Raw genomic sequence first — 18804 nt, forward strand, 5'->3', positions numbered from 1 at the left:
CCGCACCCCCGACGCGGAGCGCGGACCGGCGCAGGGAAGGAGAGCCCGTGGGCAAGGTTCACGTCCGGTTGACCTCCCGTCGTCACGCGTTGGTCTGGGCGTACGCGACGGCAGGGACCGCGGTGATCCTCACCTACATGGTCACCTCCTCCCCGAAGCGCTATCTGCTGCCCGCACTCATTTCCGGCTCGGTCGTCCTCGCGATCCCGGTGGGAGTAGCCAGACACAGGCCGCGGCCGGTCCTTCCGTGGTACCTCCTCGCGGCGGCCATGGCACCGTTCGCGGCGGCGGACACGATCTGGGGCGTCTACCAGGTCCGCGGCGAAGAGGTGCCGTTCCCCGGCGTGGCCGACCTCCTCTACCTGGGCAGCTACCTGATGTTCGCCGCGGGCCTGGTGGCGCTGGCCCGGCATCAGACGGGGCGGCCACACTGGGCGGGGCTGCTGGACGCGAGCATCGTCACGCTGGGGTTCGCCACGCTGGCGTGGGCGTTCGTCGTCGCACCCTACCTGCGCAGCGAGTTGTCCGCGTGGCCGCTCACGGTGTCCCTCGCCTATCCCGTGACCGACCTGGTGCTGTTGTCCCTGACCGCGCGGCTGATTCTCACCACCGGCACGCGCGCACCCTCGTTCCTCCTGTGCGTCGGCTGGCTGCTGCTTCTGCTCGCCGCCGACGGCCTCTACTACGGGACGATGGCGACGAAGGGGACCGCGATCGCGCAGACTGTGTCCGAAATAGCATGGATGGTCTCCTCCCTGCTGCTGGGAGCGTCGGCGCTGCACCCGTCCGTCGCCTGGCCGACACGGTCGGCGGAAGGCCAGGAAAGGCCGCGGAAACGTCGCCTGACGGTCCTGATCGCCCTTATTCTGATGGGGCCGTCGACCGTGCTGGCCAATGTCGGCGGCATCAGGGAACATCCCACGGACGTCGCGGTCGTCGTCGGCATGACGGCCGGCCTCTCGCTGCTGCTGGTGCTGCGCCTCGCGCTGCTGGCCCAGTACGCCCAGAACGTGGCCGCCGAAGCGCACGCGCATGCTCACCGCCTCGCGTCATCGCTGCGTGAGCAGGCAGAACTCCAGAAGCAGCTGAGCCATCAGGCGACCCACGACCACTTGACGGGTCTGGCCAACCGGGCGCTCCTGAGCGAACGTCTGGAGTCCGCGCTCGACAGGTGCTCCACCCTCTTCGCCGCCGGACTGCTGATACTCGACATCGACGGTTTCAAGGTCGTCAACGACACGCTGGGGCATGCCGTCGGCGACAAACTGCTGATCGACGTCGCACAGCGGCTGATGAGCAGGGTCCGCGAACAGGACATGGTGGCCAGGCTCGGCGGAGACGAGTTCGCGCTCGTCGTGGAAGGGGTGGACGCGGGCACGCTGCACGACTACACCGCGCGGATCCTGGACTCCTTCAAAGACCCGTTCACCCTCGCCCAGGGACAGTCGATCTGCGTGACGACAAGCATCGGAGCACGGCGGATCACCGAGCCGACCACGCCCACCGAAGCGCTGCGGGACGCCGACACTGCCCTCTACCGGGCCAAGGCCGCGGGCAAGAACCAAGCGTCGTTCTTCGAATCCGCGCAGCCCGGCCCGGACGCGTGACGCGCTCGACCGCCTGTCCACCGGGCCGGAGCGGCATGCCCGGCCGGATGCCGGCGCCGGGTCCTGGTACACCCGGCCCGGTCGCCGGATTCCGCGCCGTGCACGAGAATGAGGTCCGCGCGAACCTGTTCGAGACCGTCCAGCGACCTCAGGCTCCTGACGGAGCATGGAGCACCCATGCTCTCCGACTACCGCCGGATCTTCTCTCCTCCAGGCACTCTGCTCTTCTGCGCTGCGGGCTTCGTCGCACGGCTTCCGCTGGCGATGACGGGCGTGGGCATCGTCACTCTGCTGTCGCAGCTCGGCGCCGGGTACCGGCTCGCCGGCTCGGTCTCCGCAACGCAGGCGCTCGCGGCCTCCGCGATCGGCCCTCAGATCTCCCGTCTGGCGGACCGACACGGTCAGCGCGCGGTCGCCCTTCCGGCGATGCCCGCGACGGTCGCCGCCATCGGCGCGCTGGCCCTGTGTGCCGGGCGCGGCTGCGGACTGGACGCTGTACCTCACGGCGGCGGCAGCGGGCTGCATGCCCAGCATGGGCGCGTTCGTCAGAGCCCGCTGGGCGGAGGTCCACCGCGCCTCGGCGCGCCTGCTGCACACCGCGTACTCGCTGGAGTCGGTGCTCGACGAGGTGATCTACATCGTCGGCCCGGTCCTGGTGATCACGCTGTCGGCCAGGATCCGCCCCGAGGCCGGGCCGCTGACGGCCGCGCTCCTGCTCGCCGTCGGCGTCCTGCTCTTCGCCGCTCAGCGGCGCACGCAACCGCCGGTGCGCACCGGGCCCTCCCCTGCCGGGGGCTGGGCGCCCCGCGTCCCCGGACTCGGCCTGCTGGTGCTGTCGCAGACAGCGGTGGGCGCGTCCTACGGTTCGGTGGAGGTCGTGACGGTCGCGTTCGTGGGTGCCCACCACGACACGGCGCTCTCCGGACTGATGCTGGGCGGGTACGCGCTCGGCTCGGGCCTGGCTGGCGCGGCCCTGAGTGCGGTCGGGCCACGGGGGGCGATCACGACGCGGTTGCTGGTCAGCGTCTGCGCGATGGCGCTGACCTCGGTACCGCTGCTGTTCGCCCCGGGTCTGGCGGTGCTGAGGGTGACGCTGTTCGTGGCGGGCATGTCCCTCGCGCCGACCCTGATCACCACGATGGGGCTGGTGAGCCACCTGGCGCCGGCCGCCCGGCTCACCGAGTGCATCACCTGGACCGTATCGGGCCTGTCCGTCGGGGTGGCGCTGGGCTACGCCCTGGCCGGGTGGGTGGTCGACGCCGCGGGTGCCTCGACGGGCTACGCGGTGCCGTGCGCGGCGGCCGCGCTCGCCGCCTCGACGGTCGCCCTCGCCCTGCCACGGTTGACCCGCGTCTGCGCGCAGCGGCACGCGAGTCCCTGAGCGGCTCCCCGGTTCCGTGCTCGACCACACCCGATGGGACATGTGTGAGGAAAGGAGACACATGCCCGTATCGCGTGAATGACAGCCGCCGTCCACGGAGGAGCCGCGCCGGCCGTCACCGTACGCGCCCTGCGCCCCTTTGGGGCACAACGATCACGTCCACCCGCGTGGCACCAGGGACCATGACGCCAAGCGGGTGAGCATGTGCCGACCCAGTCATCATCCCTACCGAGGCGATGCGATGCCCGACCGCGCCGACCCTGTCCGTCACGAGGACCTCGCGCCAAGGGGAATCCTCCGGCACCAGCCGCCGAAGCAGTGGCTGTCCGGCGGCATCTACGGGCTGGTGCTGGCCAGCGCCATGGTGGCCGCGCTGGATGCGACGGGCGAGAAGGCCGAGCCCGGTCCGGACGCGCTGTGGGTACTGCTCACCGCGCTGGCGACCAGCGCCGCCCACGGGTACGCGCACGTCATCGCCCAGCGTGCGTCCGGCGACGGGGCAGCCACGACGAGCAGACTGCGGTCGGTGCTCGCCGAGTGGCCACTGGTCGCCGCCGTACTGCCCACGGTGGGGATGCTGCTTGGCGCGGTGGCCGGGTGGTGGGCGGAGGCCACGGCCGTGGACGCGGCCCTGCTGGTCAACAGCGTCGCCTTGTTCGGCTTGGGCACGTCGGCCGCCCGCGCCGCCAGGCAGGGATGGCCGTCATCGTGCCGGGCAGGGGGCCTGGATATGCTCATCGGCCTGGTGATCATCGTCGCGAATGCCCTGAGCCATTAGCTATGGCCAGGAGGGGCCCGCGGCCGCCTCGTGCATGGCCAGCTCCAGCAGCGCGGGATCCGTGAGGGTGCCCGACCCGTCCGGCGGCACCAGCCAGCGCACCCCGCCGGCGCCGCCCCGCCCCGGGTACGGCACGACGACCCAGGCGCCGGCGCCGACCGTGCGGATCCCAGTGCCGAGCCAGCGCGCGGCGGTTCCGGCCGGCACGAAGAATCCCGTCCGGTTGTCCCCGAAGTCGACCAGGACGGGCCCGGGCCGGTCGAGGACCCGGGTCAGGACGTCGAGCGTCGGGTAGCCCAGATCGGCGGGCAGGATCAGGACGTCCCAGGCCTTGCCGGCCGGCAGCAGGGCGACCCCCCGGGGGTTGCGCTCCCACTCCCGGCGGCAGGCCTCGGGGTCCGGTGCGACGGATGCCAGCCAGTCGACCGCCGTCTTCGCCCCTGTCATCGCGAGACCTCCCTCGTGTGTTCGCGGACGCGGTCGCGTCCATGAGGGAGAGGGAGGCGCGCGGCCCGCATTACGCGGGTTTCCCCACTCTTTCGGGTGAAGGGTGAGGTCTCGGCCGCTTCGGCCTCGGTCGCGGGCTCCCGGAGTCTCGGTCCGAGGCGCCGCTGGCCTCAGCTGTCGAAGCCCAGCCCCAGCCGGTCCATCGTGCGCAGCCACAGGTTGCGCCGGCCGCCGTGGGCGTCGGCACGGGCCAGTGACCACTTGGTGAGGGCGATGCCGGTCCAGGCGAACGGCTCGGGCGGGAACGGCAGCGGCTTGCGGCGGACCATCTCCAGCTCGGTGCGCTCGGTCCGCTCCCCCGCGAGCAGGTCGAGCATCACCTCGGCGCCGAACCGGGTGGCACCGACGCCGAGTCCGGTGTAGCCCGCCGCGTACGCGACCTTGCCCTGGTGCGCCGTGCCGAAGAACGCCGAGAAGCGCGAGCAGGTGTCGATCGCGCCGCCCCACGCGTGCGTGAAGCGGACGCCCTCCAGCTGCGGGAAGCAGGTGAAGAAGTGCCCGGCGAGCTTGGCGTAGGTCTCCGGCCGGTCGTCGTACTCGGCGCGCACCCGCCCGCCGTACGGGTAGATCGCGTCGTAGCCGCCCCACAGGATCCGGTTGTCGGCGGACAGCCGGAAGTAGTGGAACTGGTTCGCCGAGTCGCCGAGCCCCTGCCGGTTCTTCCAGCCGACGGAGTCGAGCTGCGGGGGTGTCAGGGGCTCGGTCATCAGGGCGTAGTCGTAGACGGGCACGGTGTAGGACCGCAGCCGCCTGAGGAGGTTGGGGAAGACGTTCGTCCCGAGGGCGACCTGCCGGGCGCGGACCCGGCCGTACGGGGTGCGGACGGCCATACCGGGGCCGTAGGGCTTCAGGTCGAGCGCGGGGGTGTGCTCGTAGACCCGGACGCCGAGGCGCAGGCAGGCGCGTTTCAGACCCCAGACGAGTTTGGCCGGGTGGACCAGGGCGACGCCCCGGCGGTCGTACAGGCCGGCCCGGAAGGTCGGGGAGTCCACCTGCTCGCGGACCGCGTCGGCGTCCAGGAACTCGATGCCGTCGGCGAGGCCCCTGCCGGTCAGTTCGCGGTGCCGGTCGCGCAGTTCCCGGGCCTGGTAGGGCTCGGTGGCGACGTCGATCTCGCCGGTGCGTTCGAAGTCGCAGTCCAGGGAGTGGCGGGCGACCGCCTTCTCGATCTCGTCGAGATTGCGGGCGCCCAGCTCCTCCAGCCTGTGGATCTCGTCCGGCCAGCGGGTGAGCCCGTTGGTCAGGCCGTGGGTGAGGGAGGCGGCGCAGAAGCCGCCGTTGCGACCGGAGGCGGCCCAGCCCACCTCACGGCCTTCGAGCAGGACCACGTCCCGCTGCGGATCGCGCTCCTTGGCGACGAGCGCGGTCCACAGTCCGCTGTACCCGCCGCCGACGACCAGCAGGTCGCAGCTCTCGGCGGCGGTGAGGGCGGGTTCGGGACGGGGCCGGCCGGGGTCCTCCAGCCAGTACGGGACCGGCCGGGCCTCGGAGAGGGACCTCGTCCACTCGAGGGGTCCGGGGGTGCTTCCCCCGGCGGGAAGGGGCATGGCGCTCGGGGCCATGGTTTCAACTCCCTACAGAGGCTTACGCCTTCTGCTTGTTTCTGCGGTTGCCGATGACCATCGAGGTCAGGACGAACAGCACGGCGATCAGGAACATGGCCGTGCCGATGACGTTGATCTGGACGGGCGTGCCGCGCTGTGCCGAACCCCAGACGAACATGGGGAAGGTGACGGTCGAGCCCGCGTTGAAGTTGGTGATGATGAAGTCGTCGAAGGAGAGCGCGAAGGCCAGCAGCGCGCCGGCGGCGATGCCGGGGGCCGCGATGGGCAGGGTGACGCGCAGGAAGGTCTGCGCCGGTCCGGCGTAGAGGTCCTGGGCGGCCTGTTCCAGCCGCGGGTCCATCGACATCACGCGCGCCTTGACGGCGGTGACGACGAAGCTGAGGCAGAACATGATGTGGGCGATCAGGATGGTCCAGAAGCCCAGCGGCGCGCCCATGTTGAGGAACAGGGTGAGCAGCGAGGCCGCCATGACCACCTCGGGCATCGCCATCGGCAGGAAGATCAGCGAGTTCACGGCGCCGCGCGCGCGGAAGCGGTAGCGGACCAGGGCGAAGGCGATCATCGTGCCGAGGACGGTGGCGCCGAGCGTCGCCCAGAAGGCGATCTGGAGACTGACCGAGAGCGAGCCGCACAGGCCGGAGACGCCGCACGGGTCGGTCCACGCGTCGGTGGAGAACCGCTGCCACTCGTAGTTGAAGCGCCCCTTCGGCTTGTTGAAGGAGAACACCGTGACGACGACGTTGGGCAGCAGCAGGTAGGCGAGCGTGCACAGCCCGGCGATGACCACCAGGTGGCGCCTGAGCCAGTTGACGAGGGGCATCAGACCAGATCCTCCGTCCCGGCCTTGCGGATGTAGAAGGTGACCATGAGGAGGATCGCGGCCATCAGGATGAACGAGAGGGCCGCGGCCGTCGGGTAGTCCAGGACGCGCAGGAACTGCGTCTGGATGACGCTGCCGACCATGCGGGTGTCGGCGGAGCCGAGGAGTTCGGCGTTGACGTAGTCGCCGGAGGCGGGGATGAAGGTCAGCAGTGTGCCGGAGACCACGCCGGGCATCGACAGCGGGAAGGTGATCTTCCGGAACGTGGTGACCGGCTTGGCGTACAGATCGCCGGCCGCCTCGTGCAGCCGCCCGTCGATGCGCTCCAGGGAGGTGTACAGCGGCAGGATCATGAACGGCAGGAAGTTGTACGTGAGGCCGCAGACCACCGCGAGCGGGGTGGCGAGCACCCGGTCGCCGGAGGTCATGCCGAGCCAGCTGGTGACGTCCAGGACGTGCAGGCTGTTGAGCGCCCCCACGACCGGGCCGCCGTCGGCGAGGATCGTCTTCCAGGCCAGGGTGCGGATCAGGAAGCTGGTGAAGAACGGCGCGATCACCAGGATCATGATCAGGTTGCGCCAGCGGCCCGCCCGGAAGGCGATCAGGTAGGCGAGCGGGTAGCCGAGCAGCAGGCACAGGAAGGTCGCGGTGCCCGCGTAGAGCACCGAGCGCATGAACTGCGGCCAGTAGTCGGTGAGCGCGTCCCAGTAGGTCGCGAAGTGCCAGGTGACCCGGTAGCCCTCCTCCAGGGAGCCCGTCTGCACGGACGTGGAGGCCTGGTAGATCATCGGCAGCGCGAAGAAGACGACCAGCCAGAGCAGTCCGGGCAGCAACAACCAGTAGGGGGTCCAGCGGCCCCGCCGGCGCGTCGGCTTCCTCGCGGGTTCGGCGGGCGCGAGCGGCGGTGGCGCCTCGGTCAGCGTCGACATCACAGGACCGCCTCTTCCTCGGTGCCCGCGGCGATGTCCTGAGCGGCGTCCAGGCAGAAGGTGTGCGCCGGGCTCCAGTGCAGGACCACGTCCGCGCCGGGCACCAGACGGCCGTCGCGTTCGACGTTCTGGACGTACACCGCCACGTCGGGGCAGGCGGGCGTGTCGACGACGTACTGCGTGGAGACGCCGATGAAGCTGGCGTCGGCGATCCTGCCGGTGAGGCGGTTGCGGCCGTCGGGGATCTCGCCGGCGTCGTCGGCGTGGGTGAGGGAGATCTTCTCGGGGCGCACGCCGAGCAGCACCTTGCCGCCGGCCGCCGTGGGCGCGGCGCAGCGCGCCCCGGGCAGGACCAGCTTGCCGCCGCCCGCCTTGAGGACGACGTCGTCGCCGCTCGTGGTGCCGACCTCGGCCTCGATGAGGTTGGAGGTGCCCAGGAAGTTGGCGACGAAGGTGGTGCGCGGGTTCTCGTAGAGGTCGGCGGGGGCGCCGAGCTGCTCGACGCGGCCGGCGTTCATCACGGCGACCGTGTCGGCCATGGTCATGGCCTCCTCCTGGTCGTGCGTGACGTGCACGAAGGTGATGCCGACCTCGGTCTGGATGCGCTTGAGCTCCAGCTGCATCTGGCGGCGCAGCTTGAGGTCGAGGGCGCCGAGCGGCTCGTCGAGCAGCAGCACCTTGGGGTGGTTGATCAGCGCGCGGGCCACGGCGACGCGCTGCTGCTGGCCGCCGGAGAGCTGGTGCGGCTTCTTGCGGGCCTGTTCGCCGAGCTGGACCAGGTCGAGCATCTCCTCGACCTGCTTCTTGACGCCCTTGACACCCCGCCGGCGCAGTCCGAAGGCGACGTTCTCGAAGATGTCGAGGTGCGGGAAGAGGGCATAGGACTGGAAGACGGTGTTCACCGGGCGCTTGTAGGGCGGCAGGTGGGTGACGTCCTGGTCGCCGAGGTGGACGGTCCCCGCGGTGGGTTCCTCCAGGCCGGCGATCATGCGCAGGGTGGTGGTCTTGCCGCAGCCGGAGGCGCCGAGCAGGGCGAAGAAGGAGCCCTGCGGGACGGTCAGGTCCAGCGGGTGGACGGCGGTGAAGGCGCCGTAGGTCTTGCTGATGCCGGAGAGGCGGACGTCGCCGCTGTTGTCTGTCGTCGTCATGATCGTCACGCCCCAGTGAGCTTCGCGAACTTCTCTTCGTACTTCGTCTCTTCCGCCGCGCTCAGCGACCGGAAGGCGTGCGACTTGGCCTGCATGGCCTTGTCGGGGAGGATCAGCGGGTTGTTCGCCGCGTCCTCGTCGATCTTCGCGAGCTCTTCCTTCACGCCGTCGACGGGACACACGTAGTTGATGTACGCGGCGAGTTCGGCGGCCGCCCGCGGCTCGTAGTAGTAGTCGATCAGGCGTTCGGCGTTGCTCTTGTGGCGCGCCTTGTTGGGGATCAGCAGGTTGTCGCTGGACGTCAGGTAACCGCTGTCCGGGATGATGAAGTCGACGTCGGGGTTGTCCGCCTGGAGCTGCACGACGTCGCCGGCCCAGGCGAGGCAGGCGGCCATGTCGCCCTTGGTGAGGTCGGCGGTGTAGTCGTTGCCGGTGAAGCGGCGGATCTGGCCCTTGTCGACGCCCTTCTGCAGGCGGGCGATGGCGGCGTCGTAGTCGTCGTCGGCGAACTTCCCGGGGTCCTTGCCCATGTCGAGCAGGGTCATGCCGACGGTGTCGCGCATCTCGGTGAGGAACCCGACCCGGCCCTTGAGCCTGGGGTTGTCGAGCAGGTCGGAGACCGACTTCACCTCGACGCCGTCCAGCGCCTTCTTGTTGTAGGCGATGACCGTGGAGATGCCGGTCCAGGGGTACGAGTAGGCGCGGCCCGGGTCCCAGTCGGGGCTGCGGAACTGGCCGGACAGGTTGGCGAAGGCGTGCGGCAGGTTGGACGGGTCCAGTTTCTGCACCCAGCCGAGGCGGATCATGCGGGCGGCGAGCCAGTCGGTGAGGACCATCAGGTCGCGGCCGGTCTCCTGACCGGCGGCGAGCTGCGGCTTGATCTTGCCGAAGAACTCGTTGTTGTCGTTGATGTCCTCGGTGTACTTGACCTTGATGCCGGTGCGTTGCGTGAACGCGTCGAGAGTGGGGTGGTGTTTGCCCGCCTCGTCGACGTCCATGTACTCGGTCCAGTTGGAGAAGCTGACGGTCTTCTCCTTCGCCGAGTGGTCCTCGGCGGACGTGCCGCCCTCGGTCTTGCCGGCCGCGGGGATCCCGCAGGCGCTCAGCGCCCCGAGGCCGCCCAGCGTCAGCGCGCCGCCGGCGGAGGCGCGCAGCAGCGACCGGCGGGTGAGGGCCGCCCGGCCGTTGCTGAGGCTGCGCCGCATGGCGGCCGTTTGGGCCGGTGTCAGGCGGTCGTCGGGCTCGTACTGCTCCATGCGCGTGGTGCCCTTTCGGGAGGGTGGGCGGCCGCGGGTCGGGCGGCCTGGCTGCTATCGGTCCCCGAAGACGGTGCGGTGCCAGTCCTTCTCGGCCACCGCGGTGTTGTCGAACATGACGTGCTTGATCTGGGTGTACTCCTCGAACGAGTACGGCGACATGTCCTTGCCGAAGCCGGACTGCTTGTAGCCGCCGTGCGGCATCTCGCTGATGATCGGGATGTGGTCGTTGACCCACACGCACCCGGCCTGGATCTCCCGCGTCGCGCGGTTGGCCCGGAAGACGTCCCGGGTCCACGCGGAGGCGGCCAGTCCGTAGGGGGTGTCGTTGGCGAGGGCGATCCCCTCGTCGTCGCCGTCGAAGGGCAGGACCACGAGGACCGGACCGAAGATCTCGGACTGGACGATCTCGCTGTCCTGGGCCGCGTCGGCGATGAGGGTGGGGAGATAGTACGCCCCCACCTTCAGAGTGCCCCGCGGAGCCTCGCCGCCGGTCACCACGCGCGCGTAGGCGCGCGCCCGGTCGACGAAACCGGCGACGCGGTCCCGCTGGACGTGCGAGATCAGCGGGCCGAGGTCGGTGCCGGCGGCGAACGGGTCGCCGACGCGGACGGTCGCCATCAGGGCGGCGGTCCGCTCGACGAACTCGTCGTAGCGGGAGCGCTGCACGTACGCGCGCGTGGCGGCCGTGCAGTCCTGCCCGCTGTTGATGAGGGCGCCCGCGACGGCGCCGTGTGCGGCGGCGTCCAGGTCGGCGTCGTCGAACACCACGAAGGGCGCCTTGCCGCCGAGCTCCAGATGGAGGCGCTTGACGGTGGCGGTGGCGATCTCGGCGACCCGCTTGCCGACCGCGGTGGACCCGGTGAACGAGGTCATCGCGACGTCGGGGTGGCCCACGAGGTGCTCGCCGGCTTCCTTGCCGGTGCCCGTGACGACGTTGATCACACCGTCGGGGAGGCCGGCGTCCGTGGCGGCCTGCGCGAACATCAGCGAGGTCAGCGGAGTCAGCTCGGCAGGCTTCAGGACGATGGTGTTCCCGGCGGCGATCGCCGGGAGGATCTTCCAGGCGGCCATCTGGAGGGGGTAGTTCCAGGGGGCGATGGAGCCGACGACGCCGATGGGTTCCCGGCGTACGTAGGAGGTGTGGTCGCCGGAGTACTCGCCCGCCGACTGCCCCTGCAGATGCCGGGCGGCGCCCGCGAAGAAGGACGTGTTGTCGATGGTGCCCGGGACGTCGAACTCGCGGGTGAGCTTGAGCGGCTTGCCGCATTGCAGGGACTCGGCGCGGGCGAAGTCCTCAGCGCGCTCGGCAAGCAGGGCCGCGAGGCGGTGCAGGGCCTCGGAGCGCTCGGCCGGGGTGGCGCCGGACCAGGCCGGGAAGGCGGCGCGGGCGGCGGCGACCGCCGCGTCCACGTCGGCGGGGGCGGCCAGCTCGTAGGTGAACACCTCCTGGCCGGTGGCCGGGTCGACCACGGCGTGGGTGCGTCCCGACGTGCCCTGCCTCAGCCGCCCGGCGATGAACTGCGCGCCGGCCGCGAAGCGTTCCTGTGCGGGGAACCGGTTGTGCATGTAGCTCTCCTCCGCCGTCACCCGTCGTGTGCGGGGGTGGCGTAGCTCCAGCTCGATTTGAGTGCCGATCCTGACAGAGGAGTGCTACCTCAACAAGGGATTCCGTTGTTGCCTTTTGGTTACGCGACGGAATCTGTCGACCAGGGTGTCGAGTCGGCGGGGAAAAGGAAGGACGGAATGTCAGTGGCGCGTGCCACACTCGCCCGTATGAGCACGCACACGGGGCACACCGGGGGAATCGCGTCGCGGGAGGATCTGGTCAGGGCGGTCGACGCGGGCGAGAGGATCAGGTATCTGCACTTCTGGGGTCACCGGCCGAGGCCCGACGGGAGCCTCGGCCCGAGCTGTCTGAGTCAGTGGTGGCCGTCGCCGTTCACCGTCGACGGGGTCACCTACGACACGGCCGAGCACTGGATGATGGCCGGCAAGGCCCGGCTGTTCGGGGACCCGGAGGCGGAGCGGCGGGCGCTGGCCGCCGAGCATCCGGCGCAGGCCAAGAAGGCGGGGCGGCTGGTCCGCGGCTTCGACGAGCAGGTCTGGACGCGGGAGCGGTTCGGCATCGTCGTGGAGGGCAGCGTCCACAAGTTCTCCTCGGACCCCGCGCTGCGCGCCTTCCTGCTCGGCACCGGCGACCGGGTGCTGGTGGAGGCCAGTCCCGTGGACCGGGTGTGGGGCATCGGCCTCGCCGCGCAGGACGAGGGGGCGTCCGATCCGAAGCGGTGGCGGGGGCCGAACCTGCTGGGGTTCGCCCTGATGGCGGCGCGGGAGCGGCTGCGGCTCAGACCGTGAAGAGGAGGACCGCCATCCCGATGCCCAGGACCACGCCGGCGGCACCGCAGATGATCCCGGCCACGGCGTGGCCGGGGTTGGACGCCTCGCCCCGCTTCGCCTTGGCCCTGCCGATCACACCGAAGATCACGGCGAGGACGCCGAGGACGATCGCCAGGGGCCACAGGCAGAAGCCGGCGGCCGCGATGATGCCGCACACCATCGCCGCGACGCCCCTACCGTTGCTCTCGACCGACATCCCCGGCCAGCCGGGGTAGCCCGCGGACGGGTACGCGGGGTGGCCCGGCCAGCCGTACGGCACCTGTCCCGGCCCGTCCGGCGAGATCGGCGGAGGCGGCACGGCACCGTCCGCGCCGTACGGGGGCCCGGGGACTCCAGGCACCGCGGAGGTTCCGGGCGCCGCGAACGGCGACGGCGCGAACCCGACCGGGGCGGCGCCGCCCGGTGGTCCGTAGCCGCCGGGGGCGGAACCGGGCGCCCCGGGCTGCGGGGGCGCGTACCCGGCGGGAGCGGGACCCGGCATCCCGGCCCCGGCCGACGGCGCGAAGCCGCCGGGGGCGGAGCCAGGTATCCCGCCCTGCGGGAACTCGGACCCACCAGTCGCGTAACCGGGCACCCCGGGCTGCGGGGGCGCGAAGCGGCCCCAACCTGCCGTCGCCGCCTTGGCCTCCGGCGGAGCGAAGGGGTCGTCCGGGAAGGCGTCGCCCGCCGGGGGCGGTGCCGGGGCCGCTCCGGGGACCGGTACGACGGTGTGCTGGTCGTGGACCGGCGCGGTCGGCTCCTGCGGCCGCTGTGCCTGCTGTGGCTGATGCGCCTGCTGCGGCTGCTGCGGCTGCTGTGGCTGCTGTGGCTCATGCTGACCCGGCTGGTCGCGCGGGCCCCGCGAGTCCAGCGACTCCCGAACCTCCCGCGGCCCGGCGTCGGCAGTCGTGCTCCCCGGCTCGGGCCGAGGCGTGGGCGCGGACTTCTCCATGCCGGCCGGCGCGGCCCTGTCCGCACTCGTGGCCTCCGGATCGTCCAGACCCGGGGCCGCCGGCCTGTCCGGACTCGTGGGCGCCGCTTTGTCCAGTCTCGTGGCCGCCGGACGGTCCAGACGCGTCGGCACCGCCTTGTCCAGACGCGTCGGCACCGGATCATCCAGACCCGTCGGCGCAGTCTTGTCCTTCTCCAGGCTCGTCGCGGTGGCCGGGAACGGCGCGGCGGGGCCGTCCGGACGGGAGGTCGCCGCGGTCTCCGGCGCCTCGGGTGCGGGCGCGTCGTCGGCCATGCGCGGATTCCCCCTTCGTCGAGCTGTGCCGTCATGCTACGGCCAGGTCCCGTCCGCCCAGGGCCCGGCCTACGATGATCCCCGAGACACCGATCAGCCGATCACCGCGTCCCGCCCGCCGCCCGCCGGCCCGCGCGGACGCCGTCCCGGGGAGGACCCCTTGACCGACCGCAGCGACGCACTCACCGGCCCCACCGCGCCCGCCGTGCCGACCGGCCCCACCAGCGAGATCGCCGAGGGCGCCGCACGCGCCCCGCACGCCTTCATCGCCGGGCTGCCCAAGGCCGAGCTGCACGTCCACCACGTGGGCTCCGCCTCCCCCAGGATCGTCGCCGAGCTGGCCGCCCGGCACCCCGACTCCAAGGTGCCCACCGACCCCGAGGCCCTCGCCGACTACTTCAGCTTCACGGACTTCGCGCACTTCATCGAGGTGTACCTGTCCGTCGTGGACCTGATCCGCACCCCCGAGGACGTCCGCCTGCTGACCTTCGAGGTGGCCCGGGAACTGGCCCGGCAGCAGGTGCGCTACGCGGAGCTGACCATCACCCCGTACTCCTCCACCAGGCGCGGCATCGACGCGCGGGCCTTCATGGACGCGATCGAGGACGCCCGCAAGGACGCGGAGGCGGAGCTCGGCACGGTGCTGCGCTGGTGCTTCGACATCCCCGGCGAGGCCGGTCTGGAGGCGGCGCAGGAGACGACGCGGCTGGCCACCGACGACCGGCTGCGCCCGGAGGGCCTTGTCTCCTTCGGGCTCGGCGGACCGGAGATAGGCGTGCCGAGGCCGCAGTTCAAGCCGTACTTCGACCGCGCGATCGCCGCCGGGCTGCGCTCGGTGCCGCACGCCGGCGAGACGACCGGCCCGCAGACGGTGTGGGACGCACTGACCCACCTGGGCGCCGAGCGCATCGGGCACGGCACCAGTTCCGCCCGGGACGAGAAGCTGCTCGCCCACCTCGCCGAGCAGCGCATCGCGCTGGAGGTGTGCCCGACGTCGAACATCGCCACCCGGGCGGTGCCCTCGCTGGACGAGCACCCCCTCACGACGTTCGTCGACGCCGGGGTGCTGGTCACCGTGAACTCCGACGACCCGCCCATGTTCGGCACCGACCTCAACAACGAGTACGCGGTCGCCGCCCGCCTCCTCGGCCTCGACGAGCGCGGTCTCGCCGACCTCGCGAAGAACGCGGTGGACGCCTCCTTCCTCGACGAGGCGGGCAAGGCCCGGATCCGCGAGGAGATCGACGCGTACACCGCGGAGTGGCTCGCTCCCTGATCCGGCCTCGCGGCGCCGGCCCCAGCACAATGGGCGCATGCAGACGCTGACGGCCGTGGCCCATCGCGGCGACCCCTACCGCTTCCGGGAGAACACCCTCGACTCGCTGCGTTCCGCGCTCCGCCTGGGCGCGGACGCGGTGGAGGTCGACGTACGGCTCACCAGGGACGGTGTCCCGGTGCTGCTGCACGACGCCGGCCTGAAACGGCTGTGGGCGCACGACCGGCCGCTGAGCGCGCTCTCGGCGGCCGAGGTGCGGGGGCTGACCGGCGGCGCGGTGCCCACGCTGGCGGAGGCGCTGGCGGCCACCGACGGCACCCGGATGATGATCGACCTGCCGGGCACCCGCGAGTTGCGGGCGGCCCGCCGGGTGGTGGACGTCGTCCGGGATGCGGGCGCGGCCGACCGCGTCTACTACTGCGCCGGCGCGGAGGCCATGCTCGCCGTGCGCGGCGCCGACCCGTCGGCCGAGATCGCCCTGACCCGCACGACCGTGGCGCCGCCGCGCCCCGTGCTGCTCGACGCGGTCCGGCCGCGCTGGCTCAACTTCCGCTGGTCGCTGGTGGACCGCGCCCTCGCGGCCCGTGTCCACCGCGACGGCCGGCTGCTGTCGGTGTGGACGCCCGACACCCGCCGCACCATGCGCCGCCTGATCGACCTGGGCGTCGACTCGATCACCACCAACCGGGTGGACGTCCTCACCGCCCTGCGCGCGGCCCACGGCGGCGACGCCGCACGGTGACCGGCCCGCACTGCGCCTCCGGCCGGCCGCCCGTACGGTGAGGACGAGGGCGGGGGTGGTGTCCGGCCGAGGAGCGTGCGATGGCCCCTTCCACGGCGGCGGCCGATCCCCTGGCGGACGGCCGCGACGCGTTCCGGCGACGTGCCTGGGCCGAGGCGTACGAGCGGCTGTCGGCCGCCGACGGTCGGGCCCCGCTCGCGGCGCCGGACCTGGAGCGCCTGGCCATGGCCGCCTATCTGTACGGCCGGGAGGAGCGGGCCGTGGAGACCTGGGAGCGCGCGCACCGCGCGCTCCACGAGGCCGGGGCGGTCGGCCGGGCGGTGCGCTGCGCGTTCTGGCTCGGCCTCACCCTCGCCCGGTACGGGCAGCACGCCCGCGCGGGCGGCTGGTTCGCCCGCGGGGCACGGCTGCTGGCCGACTCCGGCGAGGACTGCGTGGAGTGCGGGTACCTGCTGGTGCCGAGCGCGTTCGGGGCGCTGGAGGGCGGCGACTTCGCGGGGGCGCGTGCCGCGTTCGCGGAGGTGGCCGGGATCGCGGACCGGTTCGCGGACCCCGATCTGGTGGCCCTGAGCAGGCTCGGCCAGGGCCAGGCGCTGATCGCCGCCGGTGAGGTCGCCGCCGGGACCTCCCTGCTGGACGAGGCGATGGTCGCCGTCACGGCCGACGAGGTCTCGCCCATCGCGGCGGGCATCGTCTACTGCGCGGTGCTCATCGCCTGCCGGGACATCTTCGACGTGGGGCGCGCCGCCGAGTGGACGGAGGCGCTCAGCCGCTGGTGTGCCGCGCAGCCGGACCTGAAGCCGTACCGGGGGCAGTGCCTGGTCCACCGCTCGGAGATCATGGAGCTGCGCGGCGAGTGGTCCGCCGCCCTGGCCCAGGCCCAGCAGGCGTGCGCCCTGCTCGCCGGACGGACCGTCGACCCGGCCGTGGGCATGGCCCAGTACCAGCGGGGAGAACTGCTCCGGCTGCGCGGCGCGCTGTCCGAGGCGGAGGGGGCGTACCGGGAGGCCGACCATTGGGGCCACTCGCCGCAGCCCGGCCTCGCCCTGCTGCGGCTCGCGCAGGGCCGTACCGACGACGCGGTGGCGGCCGTGCGCCGGGTGGTGGCGCAGGCGGGGGGCGACCGGGTGCGGCGGGCGCGGGTGCTCGCCGCGTGCGTCGACGTCTCGCTCGCGGCCGGTGACCCGGGGGCCGCCCGGGAGGCGGCCGAGGAGCTGGGCCGGACGGCGGACGGCTTCGCGTCGCCGTATCTGCGGGCGGTCGCGGCGGGCGCGCGCGGGGCGGTGCTGCTCTCGGAGGGGGACGCGCAGGGCGCGTGGGAGGCGTTGGGCGTGGCCCGGGCGGCCTGGCAGGAACTGGACGCCCCGTACGAGGCGGCGCTGGTGCGGGTGCTGACGGCCGAGGTGTGCCTGCTGCTCGGGGATCGTGACACCGCCAAGCTGGAGCTCGCCGCGGCCCGCACGGTGTTCGCCGGGCTGGGCGCGGCCCCGCAGCTGGCCCGGGTGGACCGGCTGGCCGGCCGGGTGCCCGGGCGTCCGCCGGGCGGGCTGACGCCGCGCGAGGTGGAGGTGCTGCGGCTGGTCGCGGGCGGCGCCACCAACCGGGAGATCGCCGCCACGCTGGTCATCAGCGAGAAGACCGTGGCCCGTCATCTCGACAACATGTTCACCAAGCTGAGCGTCTCCACCCGGAGCGCGGCGACGGCGTACGCCTACCGGCACGGCCTGGTCTGAGGGCCGCGGAGGTGTATGTCCGCAGGTGCGTGGCGTTCGCGGTGGCATCCCGGCATGGGTGATTCACCCCATGCCGGGATGCCACCGCCAGATGCGCGATTCGCCCGATGCCCCGCGCCGGGGGTGCCGCCGAGACTGTCCGTGAAGGCCGTGGAGAGCAGGACGCCACGGGATGCCGACCGACGTGGAGCACCGGGAGCCGGGAGCGGGAGCCCCGGGCCTCCCGGGACCGCGCGGGCGTGCGGCCACCGGACACCACCGGTCATGGCGGCCGTGCGGAGAGGAGGCCACCGTGAACAGGACTCGCACCGCGACGCGGGCGCCGGAACCAGGGCACCTGACCGGTCAGCCGGCCAGGGAACGCCTGCTGGCGGCGATGCCCCTCACCGAACACCGGCGGGACCTGGCCGGTGTGTCGACCGCCGTCCTGGAGGGCGGCGACGGACCGCCGGTCGTCCTCCTGCACGGCATCGGCCAGTCCGCCACCGCGTGGGTCAGGGTGGTGCCGGAGCTGGTGACGGACCACCAGCTGATCGTGCCCGACCTGCCGGGACAGGGCGCCTCCGTGGTCCAGGACGGCGAGCCGCCCGCCGCCGACCGGGTGCTGGAGTGGCTGGCGGCGCTGATCGAGGCCACCTGCCCCGCTCCGCCGGTCCTCGTCGGGCACAACCTCGGCGGGGCGGTGGCCGCCCGGTTCGCGGCCGGCCGCGGCGAACTGATCGCCGGGCTGGTGCTGGCCGACGCCTTCGGGCTGGGGCCGTTCCGTCCGGAGCCGAGGTTCGCGCTGGCGGTCGCCGCGTTCCAGCTGCGCGCCACCGAGCGCACCCGGGACCGGATGCTCGGCCGGTGCGTGGCGGACCTGGACGCGGTCCGGCGTGACCTCGGCGGCCACTGGGACGACATCGCCGACTACGCCCTGGACCGGGCCCGCACGCCGAGCGTCAGGGCCGCGGGCCGGACGCTGATGAAGGAGTTCGCGCTGCCGGTCCTCCCGGACGCCGAACTGGACCGGATCGGCGTGCCGACGACCCTGGTGTGGGGCCGCCAGGACCCCGAGACCCGGCTGAGGTTCGCCGAGCGGGCGGCGGGCCGGCACGGCTGGCCGCTGCACGTCATCGACGACTGCGGCGCCGACCCGGATCTGGAGCACCCTCAGGCGCTGGTCGCCGCCCTGGGCACGGCCCTTCCCACCCGCCCGGACCGCCGGCCGCCCGGATCGCCGGCCGGAAGGGAAGCCCGACCGTGACCCCCGCCCCGGCCGTCCGACCGCGCCCCCACCCGTGACACCACACCCCCACCCGTGACGGAGCACGACCATGACCATCCCCCTCGGGCGCCCGGGCGCCCCCGCTCACGCTCACGCCCCCGACCCTTCTGTCCCGGACCGTTCCTCCGCGGACCGCCCCTCGCCGGAAGCGGTCCGGGCCGAGTGGGACG

Annotated in this window: 16 protein-coding genes; 8 read left to right on the forward strand and 8 right to left on the reverse strand. The window is 72.6% G+C overall.

Annotation, left to right across the window (positions count from 1 at the left end; genetic code table 11):
• Nucleotides 1-47: 47 nt before the first annotated feature.
• The 3 genes from AC3ET3_RS20090 to AC3ET3_RS20100 all read left to right on the forward strand — a co-directional run bounded on the left by AC3ET3_RS20090 (nt 48) and on the right by AC3ET3_RS20100 (nt 3766).
• Nucleotides 48-1607, forward strand: a complete 1560-nt coding sequence (locus AC3ET3_RS20090) for a diguanylate cyclase domain-containing protein (protein WP_435612597.1) — start codon at nt 48-50, stop codon at nt 1605-1607.
• A 523-nt stretch (nt 1608-2130) separates the two neighbouring features.
• A complete protein-coding gene (locus AC3ET3_RS20095; protein WP_435612598.1) occupies nt 2131-2988 on the forward strand; it encodes an MFS transporter in 858 nt (285 codons plus the stop codon).
• Nucleotides 2989-3229: 241 nt separating this feature from the next.
• Nucleotides 3230-3766, forward strand: coding sequence for a hypothetical protein (locus AC3ET3_RS20100; protein ID WP_435612599.1), 537 nt, complete (start codon nt 3230-3232; stop codon nt 3764-3766).
• Here AC3ET3_RS20100 and AC3ET3_RS20105 read toward each other — a convergent pair whose 3' ends face one another.
• From AC3ET3_RS20105 to AC3ET3_RS20135, 7 genes are all read right to left on the reverse strand, one after another.
• Entirely contained in the window at nt 3767-4213 is a 447-nt protein-coding gene (locus AC3ET3_RS20105) for a bifunctional DNA primase/polymerase (RefSeq protein WP_432137956.1), read from the reverse strand.
• 170 nt (nt 4214-4383) lie between these two features.
• Nucleotides 4384-5835 carry an NAD(P)/FAD-dependent oxidoreductase gene (locus tag AC3ET3_RS20110; RefSeq protein WP_435612600.1) on the reverse strand — a complete coding sequence of 484 codons (1452 nt, stop codon included), beginning with the start codon at nt 5833-5835 and terminating at the stop codon, nt 4384-4386.
• Nucleotides 5836-5857: 22 nt separating this feature from the next.
• Nucleotides 5858-6658: an ABC transporter permease gene (locus tag AC3ET3_RS20115; RefSeq protein WP_432137954.1), complete on the reverse strand. Its 801-nt coding sequence runs from the start codon at nt 6656-6658 to the stop codon at nt 5858-5860.
• A complete protein-coding gene (locus AC3ET3_RS20120) occupies nt 6658-7587 on the reverse strand; it encodes an ABC transporter permease (RefSeq protein WP_432137953.1) in 930 nt (309 codons plus the stop codon). Before AC3ET3_RS20120 ends, AC3ET3_RS20115 begins: the two co-directional genes overlap by 1 nt.
• Nucleotides 7587-8735, reverse strand: a complete 1149-nt coding sequence (locus AC3ET3_RS20125) for an ABC transporter ATP-binding protein (protein WP_432137952.1) — start codon at nt 8733-8735, stop codon at nt 7587-7589. The genes AC3ET3_RS20120 and AC3ET3_RS20125 overlap by 1 nt, the downstream gene beginning before the upstream one ends.
• Before the next feature lie 5 nt (nt 8736-8740).
• Nucleotides 8741-9991, reverse strand: coding sequence for a polyamine ABC transporter substrate-binding protein (locus tag AC3ET3_RS20130; protein WP_432137951.1), 1251 nt, complete (start codon nt 9989-9991; stop codon nt 8741-8743).
• Nucleotides 9992-10045: 54 nt separating this feature from the next.
• On the reverse strand, nt 10046-11560 hold the full coding sequence (locus tag AC3ET3_RS20135) for a gamma-aminobutyraldehyde dehydrogenase (protein WP_435612601.1): 1515 nt from the start codon (nt 11558-11560) through the stop codon (nt 10046-10048).
• 177 nt (nt 11561-11737) lie between these two features.
• On the opposite strand from AC3ET3_RS20135, the gene ybiA reads away from it, so the two are divergent.
• Complete coding sequence (gene ybiA / locus AC3ET3_RS20140) at nt 11738-12349, forward strand: riboflavin biosynthesis intermediates N-glycosidase (protein ID WP_432137949.1); 612 nt, start codon at nt 11738-11740, stop codon at nt 12347-12349.
• On the opposite strand, the gene AC3ET3_RS20145 is transcribed toward ybiA, so the two are convergent.
• Complete coding sequence (locus tag AC3ET3_RS20145; protein WP_435612602.1) at nt 12339-13616, reverse strand: DUF4190 domain-containing protein; 1278 nt, start codon at nt 13614-13616, stop codon at nt 12339-12341. The genes ybiA and AC3ET3_RS20145 overlap by 11 nt on opposite strands.
• A gap of 100 nt (nt 13617-13716) precedes the next feature.
• On the opposite strand from AC3ET3_RS20145, the gene AC3ET3_RS20150 reads away from it, so the two are divergent.
• The 4 genes from AC3ET3_RS20150 to AC3ET3_RS20165 all read left to right on the forward strand — a co-directional run bounded on the left by AC3ET3_RS20150 (nt 13717) and on the right by AC3ET3_RS20165 (nt 18613).
• Nucleotides 13717-14892, forward strand: a complete 1176-nt coding sequence (locus tag AC3ET3_RS20150; RefSeq protein WP_432137997.1) for an adenosine deaminase — start codon at nt 13717-13719, stop codon at nt 14890-14892.
• Between the two features lie 37 nt (nt 14893-14929).
• Nucleotides 14930-15634, forward strand: coding sequence for a glycerophosphodiester phosphodiesterase (locus AC3ET3_RS20155; RefSeq protein ID WP_432137947.1), 705 nt, complete (start codon nt 14930-14932; stop codon nt 15632-15634).
• Between the two features lie 80 nt (nt 15635-15714).
• The gene (locus tag AC3ET3_RS20160; protein WP_435612603.1) at nt 15715-17367 is read left to right on the forward strand and encodes a helix-turn-helix transcriptional regulator; all 1653 of its coding nucleotides are present in this window, start codon (nt 15715-15717) and stop codon (nt 17365-17367) included.
• A gap of 292 nt (nt 17368-17659) precedes the next feature.
• The gene (locus AC3ET3_RS20165) at nt 17660-18613 is read left to right on the forward strand and encodes an alpha/beta fold hydrolase (RefSeq protein ID WP_432155585.1); all 954 of its coding nucleotides are present in this window, start codon (nt 17660-17662) and stop codon (nt 18611-18613) included.
• The last annotated feature ends 191 nt before the right edge of the window (nt 18614-18804 follow it).

Source organism: Streptomyces sp. bgisy159 (assembly GCF_057707805.1).

Excerpts from the sequence above, each read along its gene's own strand:
- AC3ET3_RS20130 (WP_432137951.1), bottom strand. The coding sequence starts at position 9,991 with ATGGAGCAGTACGAGCCCGACGACCGCCTGACACCGGCCCAAACGGCC.
- AC3ET3_RS20095 (WP_435612598.1), top strand. The coding sequence starts at position 2,131 with ATGCCCAGCATGGGCGCGTTCGTCAGAGCCCGCTGGGCGGAGGTCCAC.
- AC3ET3_RS20115 (WP_432137954.1), bottom strand. The coding sequence starts at position 6,658 with ATGCCCCTCGTCAACTGGCTCAGGCGCCACCTGGTGGTCATCGCCGGG.
- AC3ET3_RS20120 (WP_432137953.1), bottom strand. The coding sequence starts at position 7,587 with ATGTCGACGCTGACCGAGGCGCCACCGCCGCTCGCGCCCGCCGAACCC.
- AC3ET3_RS20105 (WP_432137956.1), bottom strand. The coding sequence starts at position 4,213 with ATGACAGGGGCGAAGACGGCGGTCGACTGGCTGGCATCCGTCGCACCG.
- AC3ET3_RS20125 (WP_432137952.1), bottom strand. The coding sequence starts at position 8,735 with ATGACGACGACAGACAACAGCGGCGACGTCCGCCTCTCCGGCATCAGC.
- AC3ET3_RS20110 (WP_435612600.1), bottom strand. The coding sequence starts at position 5,835 with ATGGCCCCGAGCGCCATGCCCCTTCCCGCCGGGGGAAGCACCCCCGGA.
- AC3ET3_RS20100 (WP_435612599.1), top strand. The coding sequence starts at position 3,230 with ATGCCCGACCGCGCCGACCCTGTCCGTCACGAGGACCTCGCGCCAAGG.
- ybiA (WP_432137949.1), top strand. The coding sequence starts at position 11,738 with ATGTCAGTGGCGCGTGCCACACTCGCCCGTATGAGCACGCACACGGGG.
- AC3ET3_RS20155 (WP_432137947.1), top strand. The coding sequence starts at position 14,930 with ATGCAGACGCTGACGGCCGTGGCCCATCGCGGCGACCCCTACCGCTTC.
- AC3ET3_RS20160 (WP_435612603.1), top strand. The coding sequence starts at position 15,715 with ATGGCCCCTTCCACGGCGGCGGCCGATCCCCTGGCGGACGGCCGCGAC.
- AC3ET3_RS20135 (WP_435612601.1), bottom strand. The coding sequence starts at position 11,560 with ATGCACAACCGGTTCCCCGCACAGGAACGCTTCGCGGCCGGCGCGCAG.
- AC3ET3_RS20145 (WP_435612602.1), bottom strand. The coding sequence starts at position 13,616 with ATGGCCGACGACGCGCCCGCACCCGAGGCGCCGGAGACCGCGGCGACC.